General features: G+C 68.0%; 17 protein-coding genes and 1 pseudogene. 6 read left to right on the top strand and 12 right to left on the bottom strand.

Features of this window, described 5'->3' with window-relative positions; genetic code table 11:
* The first annotated feature begins 61 nt into the window (after positions 1–61).
* The 3 genes from AC1RKE_RS14640 to AC1RKE_RS14630 are packed head-to-tail and all read left to right on the top strand — an operon-like array spanning position 62 to position 2,724.
* Positions 62–1,462 carry a UDP-N-acetylmuramate--L-alanine ligase gene (locus AC1RKE_RS14640; RefSeq protein WP_395942345.1) on the top strand — a complete coding sequence of 467 codons (1,401 nt, stop codon included), beginning with the start codon at positions 62–64 and terminating at the stop codon, positions 1,460–1,462.
* Between the two features lie 46 nt (positions 1,463–1,508).
* A complete protein-coding gene (locus tag AC1RKE_RS14635) occupies positions 1,509–2,339 on the top strand; it encodes a TIGR02587 family membrane protein (RefSeq protein ID WP_395942346.1) in 831 nt (276 codons plus the stop codon).
* Between the two features lie 4 nt (positions 2,340–2,343).
* Positions 2,344–2,724 (top strand): hypothetical protein, encoded by a 381-nt coding sequence (locus tag AC1RKE_RS14630; RefSeq protein ID WP_224764355.1) that lies wholly within the window; start codon positions 2,344–2,346, stop codon positions 2,722–2,724.
* Positions 2,725–2,729: 5 nt separating this feature from the next.
* Here the strand turns inward: AC1RKE_RS14630 and AC1RKE_RS14625 are convergent, their stop codons facing one another.
* The 4 genes from AC1RKE_RS14625 to AC1RKE_RS14610 form a co-directional block, all read right to left on the bottom strand.
* Positions 2,730–2,924, bottom strand: a complete 195-nt coding sequence (locus AC1RKE_RS14625; protein WP_224764354.1) for a hypothetical protein — start codon at positions 2,922–2,924, stop codon at positions 2,730–2,732.
* Between the two features lie 91 nt (positions 2,925–3,015).
* Positions 3,016–5,577 (bottom strand): cbb3-type cytochrome c oxidase subunit I, encoded by a 2,562-nt coding sequence (locus tag AC1RKE_RS14620; RefSeq protein ID WP_395942347.1) that lies wholly within the window; start codon positions 5,575–5,577, stop codon positions 3,016–3,018.
* The gene (gene coxB, locus AC1RKE_RS14615; RefSeq protein ID WP_348683500.1) at positions 5,574–6,551 is read right to left on the bottom strand and encodes a cytochrome c oxidase subunit II; all 978 of its coding nucleotides are present in this window, start codon (positions 6,549–6,551) and stop codon (positions 5,574–5,576) included. The genes AC1RKE_RS14620 and coxB overlap by 4 nt, the downstream gene beginning before the upstream one ends.
* Positions 6,541–6,945, bottom strand: coding sequence for a c-type cytochrome (locus AC1RKE_RS14610; RefSeq protein WP_348683501.1), 405 nt, complete (start codon positions 6,943–6,945; stop codon positions 6,541–6,543). Before AC1RKE_RS14610 ends, coxB begins: the two co-directional genes overlap by 11 nt.
* 96 nt (positions 6,946–7,041) lie before the next feature.
* On the opposite strand from AC1RKE_RS14610, the pseudogene AC1RKE_RS14605 reads away from it, so the two are divergent.
* Positions 7,042–7,629 (top strand): annotated as a pseudogene (locus AC1RKE_RS14605) (c-type cytochrome); the annotation flags it as partial.
* 49 nt (positions 7,630–7,678) lie between these two features.
* Here the strand turns inward: AC1RKE_RS14605 and AC1RKE_RS14600 are convergent.
* Together AC1RKE_RS14600 and AC1RKE_RS14595 are read right to left on the bottom strand one after the other, a co-directional pair.
* The gene (locus tag AC1RKE_RS14600) at positions 7,679–8,398 is read right to left on the bottom strand and encodes a cytochrome b (protein WP_348683502.1); all 720 of its coding nucleotides are present in this window, start codon (positions 8,396–8,398) and stop codon (positions 7,679–7,681) included.
* Complete coding sequence (locus tag AC1RKE_RS14595; protein WP_348683503.1) at positions 8,395–9,141, bottom strand: cytochrome c oxidase assembly protein; 747 nt, start codon at positions 9,139–9,141, stop codon at positions 8,395–8,397. Before AC1RKE_RS14595 ends, AC1RKE_RS14600 begins: the two co-directional genes overlap by 4 nt.
* Before the next feature lie 142 nt (positions 9,142–9,283).
* Here AC1RKE_RS14595 and ku point away from each other — a divergent pair, with 142 nt between their 5' ends.
* Complete coding sequence (ku, locus tag AC1RKE_RS14590; protein ID WP_333896359.1) at positions 9,284–10,129, top strand: non-homologous end joining protein Ku; 846 nt, start codon at positions 9,284–9,286, stop codon at positions 10,127–10,129.
* Between the two features lie 142 nt (positions 10,130–10,271).
* On the opposite strand, the gene ligD is transcribed toward ku, so the two are convergent.
* The 4 genes from ligD to AC1RKE_RS14570 all read right to left on the bottom strand — a co-directional run bounded on the left by ligD (position 10,272) and on the right by AC1RKE_RS14570 (position 15,183).
* Positions 10,272–12,830 (bottom strand): DNA ligase D, encoded by a 2,559-nt coding sequence (ligD, locus tag AC1RKE_RS14585; protein ID WP_348683504.1) that lies wholly within the window; start codon positions 12,828–12,830, stop codon positions 10,272–10,274.
* Between the two features lie 82 nt (positions 12,831–12,912).
* The gene (locus AC1RKE_RS14580) at positions 12,913–13,182 is read right to left on the bottom strand and encodes a hypothetical protein (RefSeq protein WP_201463751.1); all 270 of its coding nucleotides are present in this window, start codon (positions 13,180–13,182) and stop codon (positions 12,913–12,915) included.
* A complete protein-coding gene (locus AC1RKE_RS14575) occupies positions 13,163–13,675 on the bottom strand; it encodes a chemotaxis protein CheW (RefSeq protein ID WP_348683505.1) in 513 nt (170 codons plus the stop codon). The genes AC1RKE_RS14580 and AC1RKE_RS14575 overlap by 20 nt, the downstream gene beginning before the upstream one ends.
* 5 nt (positions 13,676–13,680) lie before the next feature.
* Positions 13,681–15,183: a methyl-accepting chemotaxis protein gene (locus AC1RKE_RS14570; protein WP_348683506.1), complete on the bottom strand. Its 1,503-nt coding sequence runs from the start codon at positions 15,181–15,183 to the stop codon at positions 13,681–13,683.
* 300 nt (positions 15,184–15,483) lie between these two features.
* On the opposite strand from AC1RKE_RS14570, the gene AC1RKE_RS14565 reads away from it, so the two are divergent.
* On the top strand, positions 15,484–17,238 hold the full coding sequence (locus tag AC1RKE_RS14565; RefSeq protein WP_224762151.1) for a methyl-accepting chemotaxis protein: 1,755 nt from the start codon (positions 15,484–15,486) through the stop codon (positions 17,236–17,238).
* Positions 17,239–17,316: 78 nt separating this feature from the next.
* On the opposite strand, the gene AC1RKE_RS14560 is transcribed toward AC1RKE_RS14565, so the two are convergent.
* Both AC1RKE_RS14560 and AC1RKE_RS14555 read right to left on the bottom strand, forming a co-directional pair.
* Entirely contained in the window at positions 17,317–17,928 is a 612-nt protein-coding gene (locus AC1RKE_RS14560; protein WP_348683507.1) for a MarR family winged helix-turn-helix transcriptional regulator, read from the bottom strand.
* Positions 17,929–18,224: 296 nt separating this feature from the next.
* A partial coding sequence (locus tag AC1RKE_RS14555; protein ID WP_492897337.1) for a YDG domain-containing protein occupies positions 18,225–19,224 on the bottom strand: 1,000 nt, incomplete at its 5' end.

Raw genomic sequence — 19,224 nt, 5'->3', positions numbered from 1 at the left:
TCTTCGTCGAAATTGCGATCCGCCTCTGGCGGATCGGCCCGATCCCCTGTTCTAAGGGGGCATGAACCAAGACGCCTCCTATTTCTTCTGCGGCATCGGCGGGTCGGGCATGCTGCCCCTGGCCCTGATCGTCCAGGCCCAGGGCGGCCGGATCGAGGGCTCGGACCGGGCGCTGGACCAGGGCCGCACGCCCGAGAAGTTCGACTGGCTGCGCGCCCACGGCGTGACCCTGCACCCTCAGGACGGATCGGGCGTCACCCGGCCCGATCAGATCGTGGTCGCCACCGGCGCGGTCGAGGACACGGTGCCCGACATCGGCGCGGCCCGCCGCGTCGGGGCGGCGATCAAGACCCGGCCCGAACTGCTCAGCGAGCTGTTCAACGCCGCCCCGACCTCGATCGGGGTGGCGGGCACCAGCGGCAAGTCCACCATCACCGGCATGATCGCCTGGATCCTGCACCAGACCGGCCGCGATCCGACCGTCATGAACGGGGCGGTGATGAAGAATTTCGCCGACGCCGACCATCCGTTCGCCAGCGCCCTGATCGGCGGGTCGGATCTGTTCGTGTCCGAGGTCGATGAATCGGACGGCTCGATCGCCCGTTACGTCCCGACCGTGGCGGTCGTCTCCAACATCTCGCTTGACCACAAGTTGATGGAGGAGCTGCGCGACCTGTTCGGCGGCTTCGTCCAGCGGGCGGCCACGGCGGTGCTGAACCTGGACAATCCCGAGACGGCGGCCCTGGCGCAGGAACTCGCGCCCGGAAAGGCGATCACCTTCGCCCTGGGCGAAGAGGCGGCCGACCTGTCCGCCCACGACCTTCAGCCCCAGCCGACCGGCATGCGGTTCCGCCTGATCGAGGGCTGGAGCGAGTTCGACGTCACGCTGAACGTGCCCGGCGCCCACAATGTCGCCAATGCGCTTGCGGCGCTCGGCGCGGTCAAGGCCCTGGGCGTCTCGACGGCCGAGGCGGTCAAGGCCCTGGAAAGCTTCGCCGGCATTCGGCGGCGAATGGAGGTGGTCGGGACCGTCAACGCCGTCACCGTCATCGACGACTTCGCCCACAACCCCGACAAGATCGCCGCCACCCTGAAGACGCTGCACGCCTTCGACGGGCGTCTGCTGATCCTGTTCCAGCCCCACGGCTTCGGCCCCTTAAAGCTGATGCGGCGGGAGTTCATCGACGGTTTCGTCGGCCTGATGCGCGAAGACGACGTCCTGTTGATGCCCGAGCCGGTCTATTACGGCGGAACCACCGACCGCAGCGTCGGCAGCGAGGCCATCGCTGAAGGGGTGCGCGAGGCCGGCCGCCAGGCCGAGGCCCTGCCCGACCGTGCGGCCTGCGGAGACCGCATCGTCGAAATGGCCCGGCCCGGCGACCGCGTCCTGGTCATGGGAGCGCGCGACGACACCCTGTCCAGCTTCGCCGCCGATCTGCTGGAGCGGCTGGGCGCGCGCTGAAGCCTGACGTTCGGAGCCAAGGCGCCGCTTCGGACGTTGGCGGAAGATGAGCGTCGCCGCCCTGATCGATCTGAGCCGAGAACGCGCCTATCTGCGCGACCTGGGCCGCGCGTTCGGGGGCGCCCTGGTGTTCAGCATCCCGCTGCTGATGACGATGGAGATGTGGGAGCAGGGCGTGGCCATGGACCGGGGCCGGCTGCTGGCCTTCATCGTCGCCGGCCTGCCCCTGCTTTACGGCCTTGCCTATTATGCGGGCTTCTCCGACCGGCGGGGGCTGGTGAACGATCTGATGGACACGGCCGTCGCCCTGGCGGTCGGCTTCCTGACCGCCGGCGTGCTGTTGAGCCTGTTCGGCGTGGTCCGATGGGGCGATCCCCCGCGTGAAGCCCTGGGCAGGATTGCGCTTCAGGCCGTTCCGGGCGCCATGGGCGCCCTGCTGGCCCGGCGCCAGTTAAGCGGCGACGCGGACGGCGGCGAGACCCAGGAGGATCAGGCCTCCTATGTCGGGGAGCTGTTTCTGATGGCGGCCGGCGCCCTGTTCTTCGCCCTGAACGTCGCCCCCACCGAGGAAATGATCCTGATCGCCTACAAGGCCGGCGCCCTCAACGTCCTGGGGCTGATGGGCGTGTCGATCCTGCTGCTGCACCTCATCGTCTTTCGCGCGGGCTTCGCCGGTCAGGAAGAGGCGGATCGACCGGCCCACGCCTTCTTCCACTTCACCCTGCCCGGCTACGCCATCGCCCTGGGGGTCAGCCTGTTCGCCCTGTTCGTCTTTGGGCGGATCGAAGGGCATTCTCTGGCCGGGGTGGTCCAGGCGACGGCGGTCCTGGGCTTTCCCGCCGCGATCGGCGCGGCCGCCGCCCGTCTGCTGGTCTGATCCGATGAACCGAGCCACGCGCCGAAAAACCGCCCCGCCCCGCCCGCTTTTGCAGACCGCCATGGCCGCTCTGGGCGGGGTGGTGACCCTGGCCGCCGTCGGGGTGATCGTGTGGGAGGCCGTGCAACCCGCCGCCCCGGCGACCCTGAGCGCGCGGATCGAGAGGGTCGAGACCACCGCCCACGGCCATGTGGCCGAGATCAAGGTGGTCAATGACGGCGACGAAACCGCCGCCGGGGTCGATGTCGAGGCCGTGGCAGGCGACCAGACCGCGACCGCCACCCTGGACTATGTGCCCGGCCGCGGCCATGCGACCGCCTATATGCGGTTCGACGCCGATCCGCGCGCGGCGGTGGTGACGGTCAAGGGCTGGTCGGCGCCCTGAAGGGCTCAGATCAGCAGCAGGGGCAGGGTCTGAAACACCACCCCGACGCCGCCGATGAAACAGCCGCCGACGCCGATGGCCGGCTCGAATCCCCGACGGGTCTTCAGGATCAACAGGGCGAGCCCCGCCTCGCCCGCCAGACAGGCCAGGCTGAATCCCCCGCCGATCAGGCGCCACAGGGGCGCCTCGGCCGTCGCCACCACGTCCGCCGTGGACGAGATCAGATAGACGCCCAGGAAATGGGCTGCCCAGATCAGCAGCCCGCCCGTCAGGATCAGCCAGCGTCCGATGTCAGCCTCCCGGGAACAGATGGGTCAACAGGGCGGCGGCCGCCCCTTGCGCGGCGGAAAAACCGATGAACAGGGCGATCAGCTGATAGGTCGCCGGCCTCCGGGCCGACAGCAGGCCGAACACCCAGCGCATCAGGGCGAAGACCGCCATGATGGCGCAGATGGCCGCGAACAGCCCCTGCCAGGCGATCAGGGCGAAGACGGTCGCCCCCTGGCCGCTGGCCTGGGGACGCAGGCCCGCCCCCCACCAGGCGGACGCCTCGACCGCCCAGCCCGCCCCGATCGCCAAGCCCGCCAGCAGCATCAGGACGGCGGCGATCACCCCGCTGCGCGGCCGGTCCAGCGCCAGGACCCTCAGCGCGGCCCAGGCCAGCAGCGCCGCCGCCGCGCAAAGGCCGACGACCTGGATCAGAGACCCCGTCTCCGGCGGCGCCTGCCACAGATCGGGACGACGGCTCCACAGGAAGACGTAGGAGAAGCCGGCCATCACCGCGACCATGCCGGCGACGATCAGGGTGATGACCATGGCCCACCAGCCGTGGCTGGTCGGGCCCGAGACATAGGTCGGCAGGCGCACGCCCGCCCCAACGTCCACCACAGCCGCCCCGCCCTCGCGCCGGTCCGGCCGGTCCGGCCGGTCCAGCTTCCAGCACCATTTGAGGATGCAATAGACGGCCAGAATTCCACTGATCACCGAAGCCAGATAGGCCTGGATGGTCAGGATCAGGAAAAAGCCCGCCGTAAACACCGCCCCCCAGACGTGCCAGCTGGAGGGCCGGGGGATTTGCAGCAGATACTGGGGTTCGGCGTTCAGCGGGCTGGTGACGATGGTCTCGCGCTCGCCGCGCGGGGCGCCGGGCAGGAAATAGCGGCCGGCCTTGACGTCCTCGGCCAGACCCTTCTGTTCCCAGCCGGGATAGAGGCTCTTGATCACCGGGATCGACCGTAGCGAATAGAGGCCGGCCGGCAGCCACTCCAGCCCCGGCCCGTTGAAGACATTGCCCGCCTCGCGCCGACCGAAGGGGCGGAAGTTGCGGATCATGTCCACCACCCAGATCAGCACCGCCAGGCCGAACAGGAAGGCGCCGACGGTCGAGATCATATTGGGCAGGTCCCAGCCCCGATCCGGCAGATAGGTGTAGACCCGCCGCGGCATCCCCATCAGTCCGGTCAGATGCATGGGCAGGAAGGTCACGTTGTGACCGACGAACATCAGCCAGAACACCCACCTGCCCCACCGCTCGCTCAGCGGCCGGGCGCTGGACATGGGCGTCCAATAGTAGATGGCGGCGAACAGCGGGAACACCATGCCGCCGATCAGGACGTAGTGCAGATGGGCGACGATGAAATAGCTGTCGTGGGCCTGCCAGTCGAAGGGGACCATGGCGACCATCACCCCCGTCAGGCCGCCCATGACGAAGATGACCAGCCCCCCGACGGCGAACAGGCCGGGCGTGTTGAACCGCATCTTCCCCGCCGCCAGGGTGGCGATCCAGGCGAAGACCTGAACCCCCGCCGGCACGCTGACGGCCATGGAGGCGGCGCTGAAATAGTTGATCGAGATCTGAGGCATGCCGGTGGCGAACATGTGGTGCGCCCAGACGCCGAAGCTGATGAAGCCCGTCGCCAGCATGGCCAGGACCACCAGCCTGTGTCCCACCAGCCGGGTCTGGGCCACGGCCGGGATGATGGTGGACATGGCGCCCGCCGCCGGCAGGAAGATGATGTAGACCTCCGGGTGGCCGAAGAACCAGAACAGGTGCTGCCACAGCATCGGATCGCCGCCCCGCGCGGCGTCGAAGAAGGGCCAGCCCAGCGCCCGCTCCAACTCCAGCAGCAGGGTCGACAGGATGATCGACGGGAAGGCGATGATGATCATACAGGCGAAGATCAGCATGGCCCAGGCGAAGATCGGCAGCTTGTCCAGGGTCATGCCGGGCGCCCGCGTCTTCAGAACCCCGACGATGATCTCGATGGCGCCGGCGATGGCCGAAATCTCGATGAAGCCGATGCCCAGGAGCCAGAAGTCGGCGTTGATCCCCGGCGAATAGGCCATGGAGGTCAGGGGCGGATACATGAACCAGCCCCCGTTCGGCGCCAGGCCGAAGAAGAGGGAGCAGAAGAAACACAATCCACCGATCAGATAGGCCCAGAAGGCGTAGGCGCTGAGACGCGGGAACGGCAGGTCGCGCGCCCCCAGCATCTGGGGCAGCAGCAGCACCCCCAGGGCCTCGACCGCCGGCACGGCGAACAGGAACATCATCACCGTGCCGTGCATGGTGAAGATCTGATTGTAGGTCTCCTGGGCCAAGAAGCCCGTCATCGGCAGGGCCAGCTGGGTCCGCATCAACAGGGCCAGAACCCCGGCCAGCACGAAGAACAGCATGGCCGCGCCGACGTAATAGACGCCGATATAGTTGTTGTTGATCGCCGTGACCCATTCCCACGGCTTTCGCGGCGCGCACCAGACCTGTTCCAGCTGCTCCAGCTCGCCCTCGGGGCGGGGGTCGCGGCTCGGCAAGCGTTTATAGAGTTCGGGATCGAACCCGGTTTCCGAACTCATTTCAGACTGTCCAGATAGGCCGAGACGGCGCGCAGGTCCTGGCCCGTAAGGACCGGATAGGAGGGCATGCGGTTGCCGGGCTTGATCCCTTGGCTGTCCGAAATCCAGCCCGCCAGAGTGCCCTGATTGTTCGGCAATATGCCCGCCCCGATCGTCTGGCGGGAGCCGACATGGGTCAGGTCGGGACCGGCCAAACCATTGGCCTCGGTTCCCCGAATGGTGTGGCAGGCGCCGCAGCCGGAGGCGACGAAGACGTCGCGGCCGCGCGCGATCATTGCGGCGGTCGGCGCGGCCGCATCCAGGGCTACGGCCGGCCCGGCCTGACGCGCGCGCCAGGCGGCGAATTCCTGGGGCGTATGGGCCACCACGACCAGCCCCATCAGCGCATGGGGCCCGCCGCAGTATTCGGCGCACTGGCCGCCGTAGGTTCCCGGCTGATCGGCCTGCAGCCGCATGAAGTTGCGCCGGCCGGGGATCATGTCGGTCTTGCCGCCCAGGCGCGGAACCCAGAAGCTGTGGATCACGTCGGCGCTTTCCAGCTCGAACACCACGGGCTGACCGGCGGGGATATGGACCTCATTGGCGTCCTGAAGGATTTCGCGCCCCTGGTCGTCCAGATAGGCGACCCGCCACCACCACATCTCGCCGGTGACGCGGACCCGCATCTCGCCAGGTCGCGGCGCCTCGGCGACCCGCGCGGTCGTGGTCAGGCCGTAGATCAGAAGGCCGGTCAGAACCACGATCGGAAAGGCCAGGCCGCCAATCCAGACCAGACGCTCGCCGCTGACCCGCCGCTTCCACCGCCGGGGGCCGAACAGGGCGATCCCCAGGGCGATCAGCACCACGGTCATCACCACCGCCGCCATGACGAACAGCACCCAGGCCACCACCTCGATCGGCCCGGCGAAGGGGCCGGCCGGGTCCAGCACAGGCGGGGGCCAGCCCGCGGTTCCCGGCGTCGGTTCAGTCGTCATCGAGCGTATACAGATAGGCCGCGACGTCGCGGGCTTGGGCGTGGTTCAGGGGCATGGGGGGCATGGCGGTTCCGGGATCCAGGGACGGCGCGTCGATCAGCCAGCGGGTCAGGACGCCGGGCTGGTTCGGCAGGCGCCCGGCGATGAAGGGGCGCGCCCCGAAGCCCGCCAGGTCGCCGCCGCTGCGGCCTTCGGGCCAGGCGACGCCGGGAATCGTGTGGCAGGCGGCGCAACCGACGGCCTCGATGACCGCCAGGCCGCGCGCCGGATCGCCCTGGGCCACCGGCCGGGGCTGATCCGCCTTGTCGACGCAGGCGCTGAGGCCCGCCGAGGCGAGCGCGAGCAGAGCCGCGGCGGCGGTCCGCCCTGCCTCGCCCTGTCCGCCCCATCTCATCGCCGCCCGGTCCCCCGCCCTGAATCGCCTCGGGCCAGGCCTCGAAAGCTTCACCAGACCAATCCCCCCAGGACGAGGAAGTTCCCCGGCTGCGACATGGCGTCTCCGTCGGGCGGCGCCTTCGGAACCGGGGCCGTAGGCGGGGGTTGGATGCAGGTGCGCGCGCCCCTTGCCCCTCTGATGCTCCTGATGCTGCTGGCCGGATGCGAGGCGGCGGCGACCGACACCGACCGCGTTCTTTCGGCCAATGGCGAAGTCATCGCCCTCAGCGGCGGCGCCGGCGGTGCGGCCAACGCCTGTTTCACCTGTCACGGCCTGGACGGCGGCGGCGACGGGGCCGCCGCGCCGCGCCTGGCGGGCCTGGACATCGGCTATCTGCAGAAACAGATGGAGGACTACGCCTCGGGCCTCAGGGCCGACGACCAGATGACGCGCATCGCCAAGGCCTTGGATCAGAGAAGCCGACGCGAGGTGGCGGCCTATTACGCCGCCCTGCCGATCCCGCCGACGGAACGGAACGCCGCCGCCCCTGCGCCGTCGGTCTATCTGAGAGGCGATCCTGCGCGCGGCGTGGTGGCCTGCGCCGCCTGTCACGGCTTGAACGGCGAAGGAACCGGCCTGGGCGGCAATCCTCAGATCGCGGGCCAGCCCTACCCCTATCTGGTCGAACAGATGGAGCGGTGGAAGTCGGGCGAACGCCGCAACGATCCGCGCGGCGTCATGGCCGCCGCCGTCAAACCGCTTTCGGACCCAGAAGTCCGCGCCATAGGGCTTTGGCTGTCCGCGCAACCTGCTTCTCCAGCGCCCGCCAGCGCCTCTGCCACCGGGTCCGCTTCCGTCGACGCAGCGGCACGACCGGCAGCATCGCGTGAAACACGTCGTCCCGATCGATCAGATGGTGCTTGAGGGCGGCCCCGGCGTGGATGGGGATCATCAGCAGCAGGGTGACCACCAGCCCCCAATGCATCCATTCCGCCGCCGCCTCGATCGCCCATAGCTGGCTGTTAGACAGGTCCTGGAACGGCAGCAGGGGCCAGGGGATGAAGCCCAGCGTCTCCAGTTCGCGCGTCCGGTCCGTCGCCGAGATCATGGCCCAGCCCGACAGGGGCAGGCCGAACAGGCAGATGTAGAAGACATAGTGGGTGACGTGGGCGGCCCAGCTCTCCCACCCCGGCTTGTCGGCGTCATTGATCAGGTCGGGCGCCAGCAGCCGCCAGGACAGGCGGCCGATCACAAGGATCAGCATCAGGACGCCCACGGCGAAATGCAGATCATAGGCGGCCAGCATCTGACCGCCGACCGGCTGACGCCCCATCCACCAGCCCCAGCCCAGCTGAAAGATCACCAGGGCGGCCATGACCCAGTGAAACAGGATGCCGACCGGCGAATATCGGCCTTCGTCATGGTGGCCCGCCGCCCATTCCAGCAGTTGGGTGAAGAGTTTCTCGATCACGCCGGACGCACCCCGGCCTCGGCGGGAAGGTCCGGCCCCAGCATCCGGCCCAGCCGCCACAGGGCCGCCAGCAGATAGAGGCCCGCCGCCGGCGCCCACATGATCAGCCCCGCCGCCTGCTGGTCCTCCAGCGGGGTCAGGCCCCAGGCCAGGGTCGTATAGGCGTGGGGCGCATAGACGGCCTGGCCGGCGAAGGTCAGGACCGCGCCCAAGAGCCCCATCGCCAGCATGGCCGCCAACAGGCCGACCACCGCCGCAGGCGCGCTGGCCGCCCGCGCCGCCGCCCAGAACCAGACGGCGGAGGCCAGAAGGCTGAGCTGCATGATCCAATAGACCAGGTCGCTCGACAGGGCGGCGCCATAGGCGGCGGGCGCATGCCACACCCACAGCACTGCCGCCTGGACGAAGGTCGCCAGGGCCAGAGACCCGTGTCGCCGTCTCGGCAGCATCTCGGCCAGCAGGGGGGCGGCGACCGTGACCAGCAGGACGTGATGCACGGTCCGGGCCGAAAACAGGGCGGAGCTGAGGGCGCACAGGGGCGAGACGAAGCTGACGCCCAGCACGGCCATGGCGGCCAGGCCCAGGCTCCGCGACCGACCGTGCGTCCGCATCAGGATCAGGGCCGTGGCCCCGGCCATAATCAGAAGCAGGACGGGGTCCAGGTTCCAGCGCCAGTCGCCGGCGGCGGGCGCGGGGCCGCAATAGGGCGCCCAGCCCGAAACGGGGGTCGGGGTCGGGTTCATCGGTATGGTCTGGTCGGCCGCATGCGCCCCGCCCTTGCTGCAAGCTTCACATCGGAAAGGTGCGACAGGCCGCCCGGTTCCGCGCGGAAACGGTCGCAGGCCTGCGGCGTTAGGTCACCGAACCCGAGGCGAGGAGACGATCATGGCCGCACGACCCACCTGGCAGGGGCATTTGAAACTGTCCTTGGTGACCTGTCCGGTCGCCCTCTACACCGCCACCGCCTCCAACGCCCACGTCAGCTTCCACCTGATCAATCCCGAGACCAACAACCGCATCCGCATGGTGCCGACCGACCCCGACACCGGCCCGATCGAACGGTCGGATCTGGTCAAGGGCTATGAGGTGGCCAAGGACGAATATGTCCTGTTCGACGACGCCGACTTCGACAAGGTCAAGCTGGAGACCACCCGAACCATCTGTATCGACAGCTTCGTGGACGAGGACGAGATCGACCGTCTGTACTGGGACGACCCCTTCTATGTCGTGCCGGAAAAGGGCGTGGGGGCCGAGGCCTTCGCCGTCATCCGCGACGCGATGAAGTCGGCGGGCAAGATCGCGATTGGGACCCTGGTCCTGCGCGGGCGGGAACGGCAGCTGGCCCTGGAGGTGCGCGGCAAGGGGCTGGTGGCCTATTCCCTGCGGGCGCATGACGAGGTGCGGCCCGCCGAGGACTATTTCGACGACATTCCCTCGGTCAAGGCGGACAAGGACATGGTCGAGATCGCCAGCCGGATCATCGCCCAGAAGGAGACGGACTTCGACCCGACCGACTTCAAGGACCGCTATGACGAGGCCCTGCGCGAGATGGTCAAGGCCAAGCAGAAGGGCGGCAAGTCGGTGGTCGAGGCGCCCGAGCCCGACGACACCAATGTGATCGACCTGATGGAGGCTCTGCGCAACAGCCTCAAGGGCTCTGCGACCGACGCCAAGCCCAAGAAGAAGGCTGCCGCCAAGAAGAAGCCGACGACGCGCAAGACGGCGGCTTGAGGCGGCGAGCGGGGATGGGTGCTAGTGAATAGTGCTAGTGAGCAAGAGGCGGTCTGGGCGCGGACTAGCGGACAATTCCACTGCTCATGCCTTGCTCACCAGCACTAGCACTATTCACCAGCACTATTCACCACCACCGTTCTTAAAGCCCCATCGCCTTCAGCACGGGCCGCAAGCTGACCTCGCCGGCCCTGAAGTCCTTCCACGGATCGGGCTTCTTCAGCAGGGCCGGGGCGTCGTGCAGGGTGAAGGCCTTGGGGTCCAGGCCCGCCTTGACCTGCCCCCAGGACAGGGGGAAGGCGATGCCCGCGCCCGGCCGCGCCCGCACCGACCAGGGGGCGACCGCCGTCGCCATCCGGCCGTTCCTCAGATAGTCGATGAAGATCTTTCCGCCGCGCGCCTTCTTGGCCAGGGTGGTGGTGAACCGGTCGGGATCGGCGCGTCGCAGCTCTTCGGCCACGGCCTTGGCGAAGGCCTTGCATCGGTCCCATTCGATCCGGCTGCGGCCGTCGGAACGGATCGGAACCACGACATGCAGCCCCTTGCCGCCGGTCGTCTTGACGAAGGGGTTCAGCCCCTTGGCCTCCAGCGTCTTTCGCACCGTCTTGGCCGCCGCGATGACCGCTTCGAAATCCAACCCCTCGTCGGGATCGAAGTCGAAGGTGACCTGTTCGGGCGTCTCCGGATCGCCGGGCCGACAGCCCCAGGGGTGCAGCTCCAGCCCGCCTGACTGGGCGACGGCGACCAGCCCCCCGACGTCGATCACGGCGACATAGGGTTTGCGCTCATGCACGTCGATCAGCTTCAGCCGCGGGTTCGACCCCGGCATGGCGTGGCGCTGGAAAAAGGTCTCGCCCTCGATCCCGTCGGGGGCGCGGATGATCGACACCGGTCGGTCGGCGACATGGGGCAGGATCCGTTCGGCCGCCTGTTCATAGTAGCGGGCCAGGTCCGTCTTGGTGATCGCCGGGCGGCCGCCGGCGGCGGGCCACAGAACCTTGTCGGGGCTGGACAGGGTGACGCCGGCGACGACCACCTTGTCCTTGCCGGTTCGGCGCGGCGCGAGCGCGGCCTTCTCCGCCTGTTTCGGCGACGGCGATTGCGGATCATCGACCACCTCCTGAGCCTGCTTGTCCTCGCGCAGCCCCTTGAAGGCCGCATGACGCAGCGAGCCGCCTTCGGTCAGACCGCCGTGTTCCAGCTCGGCCACCAGCACCGGCCGCACCCAGTGAATGTCCTTGCCGCCGCGCGGCGCCCCCTTGCCGACGAAGGGCGAGGCCTCGGCCGCCGCCCCCTTCAAGGCCGGCAGCAGGGTCTTCAGCAGCGGGGCGGAATAGCCGGTCCCGACGCGGCCGAGGTAGCGCAGCCCCCCCTCCTCCTCCGCCACGCCGACCAGCAGGGAGCGAAAGCGCGTTCCGCCCTCCGACGACCAGCCGCCGATGACGACCTCGTCCCGCCCCCGGCATTTGGACTTGACCCAGGTCGAGGACCGGCCCGGCTGATAGGGGGCGTTCAGCGTCTTGGAGATCACCCCCTCCAGATCCATCCGGCAGGCGCTGTCCAGCACCGCCTGGCCGGTGGAGGCGAAGTGATCGACATAGCGCACCCTCCCCCGCGCCTTGGCCGGAATCCGGTCGATCAGGGCCTGGAGCCGCGCCTTGCGGTGCGACAGGGGCAGGGCCGTCAGATCGTCCCGCCCCTCCTTCAGCAGGTCGAAGGCGAAATAGACCAGGTCCTGGGTCTTTCCGTCGGCGATGGCGGCCTGAAGGGCGGAAAAGTCCGGCGTGTGGTCCTCGGTCAGGGCGCACAGTTCGCCGTCCACCACCCCGTCGGGCCACTGGGCCGCATCGGCCGCCAGTTCGGGAAAGCGGTCGGTCCAGTCATGGCCTCGACGGGTGTAGAGGCGCGCCTGCCCGCCGCCGACGGCGATCTGGATGCGATAGCCGTCGAACTTGATCTCATGCACCCAGCCGGCGCCCCCGGGCGGATGGTCCGCCACCTTGCACAGCTGGATCGGCTGGAAGGCGGGCGGCTGGGCCAGGTCGGCTTCGCGCGGCTTGGCCTTGGGCGGCTTGGGCCCCTTGCGCGCCACGGGGCGAGAGGCGGTCCATTGGGTCTTGCCCTCGGCGATCTCGGCCAGGCTGCGGCCGCTGGCGACGGAGGCGTCGATCTCCATATTGGCGTCGCCCTCGCCGGGCACGGCCGCCTCGTCCTTCTCCTTGATCAGCAGCCAGTTGTTGCGTTTGGACGGCTTGCCGCGATCGGACTTCAGCCGCACCAGGGCCCAGCCGCCGCTCAGCCGCTCGCCGTGCAGGATCATCTTCAGCGAGCCGCGCTTCAGCGCCGCCTCTATGTCGGGCTCCTGCGGCTCCCATTCGCCCCGGTCCCACAGCTGGACGGTCCCGGCGCCGTAGTTGCCGGACGGAATGGTCCCCTCGAACGTCCCATAGGCCAGGGGGTGGTCCTCCACCTCCACCGCCAGTCGTTTGACGGACGGATCGCGCGACGGCGCCTTGGTGACGGCCCAGGACTTCAGGACCCCGTCATGTTCGATGCGGAAGTCGTAGTGCAGCCGGGTGGCCGCATGGCGCTGGATCAGATAGGTCAGCCGGCCCTTGCGTCCGGCCTTGGTCTTTCCCGCCGGTTCGGGGGTGCGGGTGAAGTCGCGCTTGGCCCGATAGGCTTCCAATCCGTTCGCCATGTCGCCGCCTCGCCCGTCTTCGTCCCTGGTCGGACGACAACGTGCATGGGGCGAATTCGATCACCCGGCTCTCCGGCGACCGTCAGACGGTTTCGTTGGCCGAAGCGGCGGCTTGCAAGGCGCCCCATCCCGACAGAAGAAGGACGCAGACGTCGTCGGCCCAGGGCGCGCCCTCTTCAGACACCGACAGGGCCATCTGAAGCAGGGCCGAGACCATGCCGGCCCTGTCGCAGCCGTCCGGCATGACAGGGCTCAGATCGCGCTCTTCGACCTCATCGGCCAGCCAGGCCGCCACGCCATACGGCGGCCAGGAGGCGTCTGCGGCCGGGATCTCAAGCTGCGGCGATCGCATCGAAAGCCTCGTCGGCGGGACGGCTGCGGTCCGGCGGCAGCAGATTGTCCAGGTCCAGCAGGCTGAGCATGGCGCCGTCCACCGCGAAGATTCCGGCGACGACCCCACCCTGGCCATGGCCCATGTCCGGCGTCGCCTGGCGGTCGGCGTCGTCCAGTTGGACGATGTCGGACACTCCCTCGACCAGCAGGCCCACGGTCCGCCCGCCGCAGTTGGCGACCATGATGGCGTGACGCGCTGAGGGTTCAGTCGTCGGCAGGCCCAGGCGCGCGGCCAGGTCGATGATCGGCAGGACGCTGCCGCGCAGATTGACCACCCCCTTCATATAATGGGGCGACTGGGGCACGGGCGTCGCGGGGGTCCAGCCCCGGATCTCCAGCACCGAGGTGATGTCGATGCAGAAGGCTTGGTCCCCGACCCGGAAACCGACCATCTCACGACGGCCGGAGCCGGCGCGGTTGACGGAAAAGGCGTCGGTTTGAGTATGCGCCATGGACATCAGAAGGCCTCCCATTCGGAGTGAACGGCGGCCTGTCGGCCTCCGCCTGCGGCGAGTTTCAGTCGGGGCGCAGGGCGGTCGGCCGCGAAGGCGGCGATCCGGCCATGGGCCTCTTGCAGCGGCGCAGGTCGGCTGGAGCCGCCGTCCTGGCTGGTGGTGAACCGGCCGACCAGCTGGGCCAGTTCGGCGGCCTCGCGGCTCAGGGCCACGCTGGCGGCCGTCGACTCCTCGACCATGGCCGCATTCTGCTGGGTCACCTGGTCCATTTCATTGACGGCGGTGTTGACCTCGGCCAGGCCGACCGCCTGTTCCTGGGTCGATCCGCGAATCTCGCTCATCAGCTGAGTGACTTCGACGATCCGACCGGCGATGCCGGTCAGGGCCTCGCCGGTTTCACGCACCAGGACGACGCCGGATTTGACCTGGGTGCCGCTGGCGGAGATCAGGGTCTTGATCTCCTTGGCCGAGTCCGCCGACCGCTGAGCCAGGGCCCGCACCTCTGAGGCCACGACCGCAAAGCCCCGCCCGGCCTCGCCGGCGCGCGCCGCCTCGACTCCGGCGTTAAGCGCCAGAAGGTTGGTCTGGAAGGCGATCTCGTCGATGACGCCGATAATCTGACTGATCTGGTCGGACGAGCGTTCGATCTCGCCCATGGCGTCCACCGCCCGTTGGACCACGGCGCCGCCCGTTTCGGCCTGGGCGCGGGTCTGGCTGACCACCTTGTCGGCCTCCTGGGCGTTCTCGGCCGTCCGGCGGACGGTGGCCGTAATCTGATCCAGGGCGGCCGCCGTCTCTTCCAGGCTGGCCGCCTGACGTTCAGTGCGACGGGACAGATCTTCGGCCGCTGAACTGATTTCCTTGGCGCCGGACTGCATGGTCTCGGCGTTGCCGCCGATGACGGCGATCGCCTGGTCCAGCGCCGCCATGGCGCGGTTGAAGTTCTCGCGCAGAGCGGCGTACTCGCCCGGAAAATCCTCTTCGATCCGATAGGACAGATCGCCCGAGGCCATGGCCGACAGGCCCTGGCCCGTATTTCGCACCACCATGGCCTGAACGGCCGCCGCCTGACGATCAGCCTCGGCGCGGCGTTCGCGCTCCTCTTCGACGGCGGTGACGTCAATGGCGAACTTGACCACCTTATAGGGCTTGCCGTTCACGTCGAAGATCGGATTGTACGACGCCTCGATCACCGCCCGCTTGCCGTTCTTGCCGTAACGGACGAACTTGTCGGCGACGAATTCCCCGGCGTTCAGCCGTTTCCAGAACTCGGCATAGGCCGGCGAGCGGGCCTCGGCCGGATCGACGAACATCCGGTGATGCCGGCCTTTGATCTCGGACAGTTCATAGCCGAGCACCGCAAGGAAGTTGGCGTTGGCGTCGAGCACCACGCCGTCGAGATCGAACTCAATCACCGCCTGGGACAAATGAACGGCCGCGACGATGGCGCGAAGCTCCAAGAGCTCCTCGCTTTCCGCCTGCGGTCGATTGAACAGCTTACGCATTCGGGTGGCTTTCTCTTCTTTGCCGCCTTTTCCCAGACCCACATTACCGCTTCGCTATACGATGCTTCGCGCCCGAAGCTTTTACAACCTTGGTCGATGCCGCTATGCCACTACCAGTTTAACTTCGTTTGTAAGTAAAAGTACTAGTATCCCCGAAAAGCACAGCGATGTTGGGTTCAGATAAACATTCCGTACACTTTCCAGTAATGAGTGAGCACTAACGCTGCAGCCAAAGGGCGACGAACGCCCGCAGCATCGAGAGCGGATATGTGGGCCAAGGGGAAAAAGCCGGCGAGCGGCATGCTGGAAACGGCTGTAGAGGCTCTTCGCACCAACATCATGTTGGCCGACAAGGACCTGAACATCACCTATCTGAACCCGGCGGTTCGCAATCTTCTGCAAGAGGCGGAAGCCGAGCTACGGTCAGACCTGCCCAACTTCAGCGTTGATCGGCTGGTCGGCTCCAACATCGACGTCTTCCACAAGAACCCGGCCCACCAGCGGCGGATGCTGGCGACTTTGAGCGAACCCCATTCGGCCACCATCCGGGTCGGGGGTCGCGCCTTCGACCTGTTGGTCACGCCGCTGAAACAGGGCGGCAAGGCCGCCGGTTTCGTCGTGGAATGGGCGGACGCCCGCTATCGGCTCGCCAGCGAGGACTATGCGGCCCAGATCGAGGCCATCGGCCGATCTCAGGCCATGATCGAATTCACCCTGGACGGGACCATCGTCAACGCCAACCGCCTGTTCCTGGACGCCATGGGCTATCAGTTAGAAGAGATCGTCGGGCGCAAGCACGCCATCTTCGCCGAGCCGGCCTATCGCGACAGTCCTGAGTACAGCCAGTTCTGGGCCGCCCTGTCGTCCGGCCAGTTCCAGTCCGGCGAGTTCCGGCGCGTCCGCAAGGACGGCGGGGCCGTCATCATCCAGGGCTCCTACAACCCCATCGTCAATCCGGACGGCAAGGTGGCCAAGGTGGTCAAGGTCGCCGTGGACGTGACCCGTCGAGTCGAGGCGGTGGAACAGATCGGCGACGCCCTGACCGCCCTGGCCCAGGGCGACCTGGAGCGCCGCATCACCACGGCCTTCATCCCGGAACTGGACAAGCTGAGAACCGACTTCAACGCGGCCGTCGACGCCTTGCAGGCGACGATGAAAAGCGTCGGCGAGACGGCGGGCGCCATCCGTTCCGGCGCCGACGAGATCGGCGTGGCCTCCGACGACCTGTCGCGCCGCACCGAACAGCAGGCCGCCAGTCTGGAGGAGACCGCCGCGGCTCTGGATCAGCTGACCGCCACCGTCCAACGCAGCGCCGCCAACGCCCAGCAGGCCGCGACCGTCGCCGCCGGGGCGCGCGGCGACGCCGAACGGTCCGGCGCCGTCATGGAAGAAGCGATCGGCGCCATGGCCGAGATCGAGCGCTCCTCTGGCGAAATCAACCAGATCATCGGCGTCATCGACGAAATCGCCTTCCAGACCAATCTTCTGGCCCTGAACGCCGGGGTCGAGGCGGCGCGCGCGGGCGAGGCCGGCCGCGGCTTTGCGGTCGTGGCGTCTGAGGTCCGAGCCCTGGCCCAGCGGTCGGCTGAGGCGGCGAAAGAGATCAAGGGCCTGATCGCCGGCAGCACCAGTCAGGTGGGCAAGGGGGTGAAACTGGTCGGCGAAACCAGCCAGGCCCTGGCCGTCATCGTGGACCGGGTCGCCGAGATCGACGGCCTGATCACCGAAATCGCCACCTCGGCGCGCGAACAGTCGACCGGCCTGGCCGAGGTCAACACCGCCGTGAACCAGATGGACCAGGTCACCCAGCAGAATGCGGCGATGGTGGAGGAGTCGACAGCCGCCTCCCATTCGCTTCGCCAGGAGACCGAGAACCTCGCCTCGATGATCGGGCGGTTCCGCCTGGGCGCCGGATCAAACTTGCTCGCCGCCGCCCCGCTCGCCGCCGCTCGCCCCGCCTCGCCGCCCCGTCCCGCGCCGGTGAAGCTGGCCGCCGTCGCCGGCCGTCAGACCGCCGCCGCCCAGAGCGTCGAGGCGGACTGGGAAGAGTTCTAGAACCCGATCGTTCGGCCGGCGCCGCGCAGCGGTTCCGGCCAAAGCGTCAGTCAAGCGCTCGCTTGGATTTTCAGCCGATCAGGCCCTGGGACCGGACGCAGCGGGCGGGCGTCGACGCGGGGCGGGCTTGAGCTTGCGCCCCTCCTGCTCAGACAGCCGTTCGACCGCCGCGCCGATCTTTTCGAGCGTTCTCTGGGTCACGGCCAAGTCTTCGGCGCCGACAGACTCGAGAATCTGCTCCTGAACGCAGGACAGGCACTTAGACCAGACGTCATGGGCCGACCGTCCCTCGGCGGTGATCTGCAATAGATGCGCCCGTCGGTCGCCGATCAGGGTCTGACGGCTCACCAATCCCGCCGACAGCAGGGCGGCCGTGCGGGTGGACATGACCGCCTCTGACACAGCCAAAAGGTCGGCGGCCTCGCGCTGGGTCAGGCCGGCAGGCCGGTTCTGCAACAGCGTCAGCACGGCCAACTGGCCGACGCCGAAGCCGGCTTCGGCCAAAACCTCGTCCAGGTGGGCGGCCCACCGCCGCGCCAGGATCGCAACCGTCAGCCCCAGGGTGTTGCCGGCGTCGCCCTTGCCGCCGTGGCCGCAGTTCGCGTCCGGGCGGTGACCTGCGCAGGTCGCAGGATCGCCACAGCCGAGGGGTCGATTTTCTGGCGCGGCGAGTCGGGCGCCGTCGTGCATGTCAGGTTTCCTCCTAGCCTGACAGTTTCACCCAAAGACCCTGCACGCAATAAGGATTTTCCCGAGTGGGCGGGGTATGTAATCGTCAACAGACTGTCGGACCAAGTTAAGGCTGTCGTGGGAAAAGCCCGGCCACGCCTGAATGATGGGCGATCGGCAAGACCCTGTCCCAGGTTAAAGCCGCCACCGCAAGGCCGCGCAACATGACGGTGTCACCACAGGCGCCGCTCATGAGGCGCTATAAAAATAACAGACTAGGCATCCCGCAGAACCTGGATAACCTTCAGCGGTCAGGGTCAGCGTGTTGGGTCAATCGCGCAGTCGCTTGTCCCCCGGTCGCCATTGCAGTCGCCGCGCTCGTCTACGACACTCAATGCACCCTCGCGGCTGCCTGGCGTCTCATACGAGGCGAGATAGGCGACGAGACCCTGGATTTCCTGAACGGTCGCTGTTGGCGTGGTCGGAGCGACCGGGACCGCCGTGATCGTCAAGCTGTTGCCGATGAAGGTGAGTTGGTAGTTCGCCGAGGCCGCAAGGCTTCCCTGGGTGATGGCGTAGGCGCCTGGCGCCTCGCCTGGGGACCGTGTAAGCGCGCCGGTCAGCGCATCGCCGGTTACAAGACTGCCGGTAGTGACGGCGTAGGTTAGCGCGGGATCCGGCGCGCCCTGGGTTTTGGAAACCGCGTCGGCGGACACGGTGATCGACCGTCGAAGGATGGTCGCAAGAGTCGATGCGGGCACGGTGAGAGTATAGTTGCCAGCATCGGCGCCGGTCAGGCCGACGCCGCTGACCGTCACGGTCTTTCCGGTTCCGGCGTTGGCGTCGGTGAAGGCGAAGGATCCGGCGGTGGCGCCGACGCTGTCACCGCCGAGCACGCCGTTCAATGTCACCGTTCCCGCGGCCGCCGTCGTGCCGTCATAGGTCTTGTTAGACGCAGACACATTGGCGGTGATCGCACGCTGAAGGATGTCGGCCAGGGCCGTAGCGGGGATGGTCACGGTGTAGTTGCCCGCATCCGCCCCCGTCAGACCGACGCCGCTGACCGTCACCGTCTTGCCGGTTGCGGCGTTGCGGTCGGCGAAGGTCCAGGTTCCCGCCGTCGTGCCGACCGTATCGCCGCTGACGACGCCCGACAGGGCGACCGAGCCGGAACCGGCGGTCGTGCCGTCATAGGTCTTGTTCGAGGCGGTCAGGGTGACGGTCAGACTGCGCTGAAGAATGTCGGCCAGGGCCGTGGCGGGAATGGTTACGGTGTAGTTGCCCGCATCCGCCCCCGTCAGACCGACGCCGCTCACC

The organism is Brevundimonas sp. GW822-FHT03E11 (genome assembly GCF_058801445.1).
The sequence above is the reverse complement of the archived record's forward strand: the minus strand, read 5'-3'. Positions and strand labels throughout refer to the sequence as shown.